Raw genomic sequence first — 243 nt, forward strand, 5'->3', positions numbered from 1 at the left:
GACTTCGCGACCGGCTATGTAATCGAGTATACCGGAGAAGCGATCCGCACCCTTTCCATGGAAGAGCGCATGACCGTCTGCAACATGTCGATCGAAGCAGGTGCCCGCGCCGGCTTGATCGCACCCGATGAAACAACCTTCGCTTATTTGCAAGGCAGACGACATGTGCCGCAGGGTGAAGATTTCCTGGCTGCCGTAGAAGCATGGAAGCAGCTTCGTACCGATCAGGACGCTGCGTATGAT

At 56.0% G+C, this 243-nt stretch carries 1 protein-coding gene; it reads left to right on the forward strand.

Going from position 1 to position 243, the window contains the following annotated elements:
* The coding region (locus MXD62_RS09425; protein ID WP_248828979.1) for an aconitase family protein at window positions 1-243 on the forward strand (243 nt) is incomplete at both ends.

This window comes from Frankia sp. Mgl5 (assembly GCF_023242985.1).
Classification (GTDB): Bacteria; Actinomycetota; Actinomycetes; order Frankiales; family Frankiaceae; genus Parafrankia; species Parafrankia soli.